Raw genomic sequence first — 2,352 nt, 5'->3', positions numbered from 1 at the left:
CTTGGAGCTAAAACTGAATTTACCCCATATGATCTTGCCGCACTTAGATTCGGAGTTTCTGGTGCCCTTACTTTGCCAGCCTTCTTATGGCTGATTCCATTTAAAAATTGGCCAAAATATTTTGCACTTGCAGTATTTGGCGGACTAGGATACGGTCTTTTTATATATTCCGGATTCTCGTACGCTCCAAGCGCACATGCTGGGGTTTTTGTAAATGGCGGCATTCCTTTTTGGGCGGCATTATTAGTTGGTATCAACTCTCATTTTAAGATGCCACGAAATTTACTTATTGCCTTTTTAATATCATTAACAGGTCTATTAATGATTGGCTTTAGCAGCCTTTTTAGTCAGCAAGCTCCCATGGAATGGCTTGGATCGTGCAGCCAAGGGCTTCCAGCCTAACAGCAAAATGAACTGTAATATGCCGGTCAGAATGCATATAAGAGCAGTAATAACGCTGACTGGAAAAAGTGTCCAAAGCAAAAAGGATGCGGCACTTAATGCCACCGCAAGAGCTGCAAATGATTTATTGCGAAACTGCTTTAATCCTACAATAGCATTTGCGGTAAAGCTTGGGATCACTCGACCACCAATCATGATTTCGATCATCACAATTAAAAATAATGATGAAATCAAAGGGGCATTACTATCAATGCTCATATGCCCATAGGCAGACATATAGAACAGCCCATTCAATACTCCCAAAACACTAAGAATCAGGGGTAGGAATAGATTTCTCACCATGTTTCTTTGTAATATCAACTTACCAATAATCATTGCGATGATCGGCAAAAACAGAATGTCAATAATTACAAAATACGAACTAAAAAACGGGCCAAGTCGTCCAGCAATCCAAAGGATTGATAGCAGCATTAACGATCTACCCTTGGGAGTCTCGAGCCCCGTCCATGATCTAACAGCAGTAAGCGAGAATCCAGTGACAACTGTTGTTGCAAATCCAAAAATCATCTCATGGGCATGCCACTGAATTCCAGGAATCGAACCAATACCTCGAATACCAGAACCACTGAGCTCCATCAGCCATTCCAAAATAGCCACTACAGACCAAAATGCCGCCAATAAATAAAACGGTCTAAAGCCTAGCGCAAAAAGAGGGATGGTCTTTTTTGTCATATCTACTTTAATTAAGACTTCGCCTCTAGTTCTGCAATGCGCTTTTTGAGTTCACGATCTGTCTGAAAGCGCTCCGTATCATCCCTCACAATCGCTGCAATAGCGCCTACATTGCCATCTTCATCCGTCAGCATTGCCACTGTGAAAGCAATTGATAAAGATCCCCCCTCTTTGTGAAGGGCCGGTACGGTGAGCAAGGTAGAACCGTAGCGGGTAGTTCCCGTCTCCATGGATTTTTTATACCCGTCCCAGTGCCGCGCTCTAAAACGCTCTGGTGTAATGATGTCCAAACTTTTACCCAGAGCTTCGCTAGCCGAGTATCCGAAAATTCTTTCTGCAGATGCATTCCAAAAAACTATATCGCCTTTGGCATCTGAAATCACAACACCATCACCCATTGCGTTGGCCAATTTCTCAAAATCAACTTGATATTTCATATTCAGGGAAACTCCGTAAGCTAAAGTTCAAAAGCTCTTTTGTTTTTAGATTTTTTGATTCTCCACGTAACCATGAGTTATTGAAATAGCTCTATAGAACTATGTCGAAGAATAAGGCCTCTTTAAGCTCTTGAAATGCAGCTATCTAGCGCTATGCATTAAATAATTCGAGAAAAACTTTCGTATGAATACAGGTAAAAATTGATATGCTGAAAATTTACGTGAAATCACAGAACTCAGGAGGAGTATGCTGGGAATACCAGAAGTATTGTCCGCGGAATTCAATTGCATGTAAAAAAGGATCTGATAGTGTGCGGCATCCACATGAATAGATCTATTGCTTTCCAATCCTAACATCATTAAATTCCACGTCCCGCTAAGCCTTAAAAGAAAATAGCCCAACAAGTGGGCTATAGAGATTCTTAGTGGCCTGGGGCGGAATCGATGCACCAACACAAGGATTTTCAATCCCCTGCTCACCGACGGCTAATGGCCGACAGCAGTCATTCCCAGATGTCGGTTTACCCGACAAACCACTGTCACGTCTCGTGACACTCCTGTCGACACCAATTGATTTCCACCTCAAGCCAATTGAACCCACTAGACTAGCTGCCGATATCACGCCACTTTCTAGACAGGTTTAAGCTAATGTCTAAGCAACTGTTTTATAGCAATTTGAAATCTTTTAATCCGTTGGTCGCGAGTTCGAATCTCGCCCGACCCACCAAGAATTAGTTGTAGAAACAATGACTTGCTAACCGCAAGTCATTTTTTTTGTCTA

General features: G+C 42.1%; 5 protein-coding genes. 3 read left to right on the top strand and 2 right to left on the bottom strand.

From position 1 onward, the window contains the following. The coding region (locus tag B7Y67_RS15470; RefSeq protein ID WP_367227294.1) for an EamA family transporter at positions 1–402 on the top strand (402 nt) is incomplete at its 5' end. Here the strand turns inward: B7Y67_RS15470 and B7Y67_RS15465 are convergent. After that, on the bottom strand, positions 319–1,134 hold the full coding sequence (locus B7Y67_RS15465; protein WP_293599401.1) for an NnrS family protein: 816 nt from the start codon (positions 1,132–1,134) through the stop codon (positions 319–321). The genes B7Y67_RS15470 and B7Y67_RS15465 overlap by 84 nt on opposite strands. Positions 1,135–1,145: 11 nt before the next feature. Further along, positions 1,146–1,571: a PAS domain-containing protein gene (locus tag B7Y67_RS15460; RefSeq protein ID WP_293599400.1), complete on the bottom strand. Its 426-nt coding sequence runs from the start codon at positions 1,569–1,571 to the stop codon at positions 1,146–1,148. A gap of 206 nt (positions 1,572–1,777) precedes the next feature. On the opposite strand from B7Y67_RS15460, the gene B7Y67_RS19540 reads away from it, so the two are divergent. Then, on the top strand, positions 1,778–1,903 hold the full coding sequence (locus B7Y67_RS19540) for a DUF3079 domain-containing protein (protein ID WP_363927095.1): 126 nt from the start codon (positions 1,778–1,780) through the stop codon (positions 1,901–1,903). Positions 1,904–1,996: 93 nt separating this feature from the next. Continuing rightward, complete coding sequence (locus B7Y67_RS15455) at positions 1,997–2,215, top strand: hypothetical protein (RefSeq protein ID WP_293599399.1); 219 nt, start codon at positions 1,997–1,999, stop codon at positions 2,213–2,215. The last annotated feature ends 137 nt before the right edge of the window (positions 2,216–2,352 follow it).

It is taken from the genome of Polynucleobacter sp. 35-46-11, from assembly GCF_002281105.1.
This window is presented reverse-complemented; position numbering and strand designations above follow the sequence as displayed.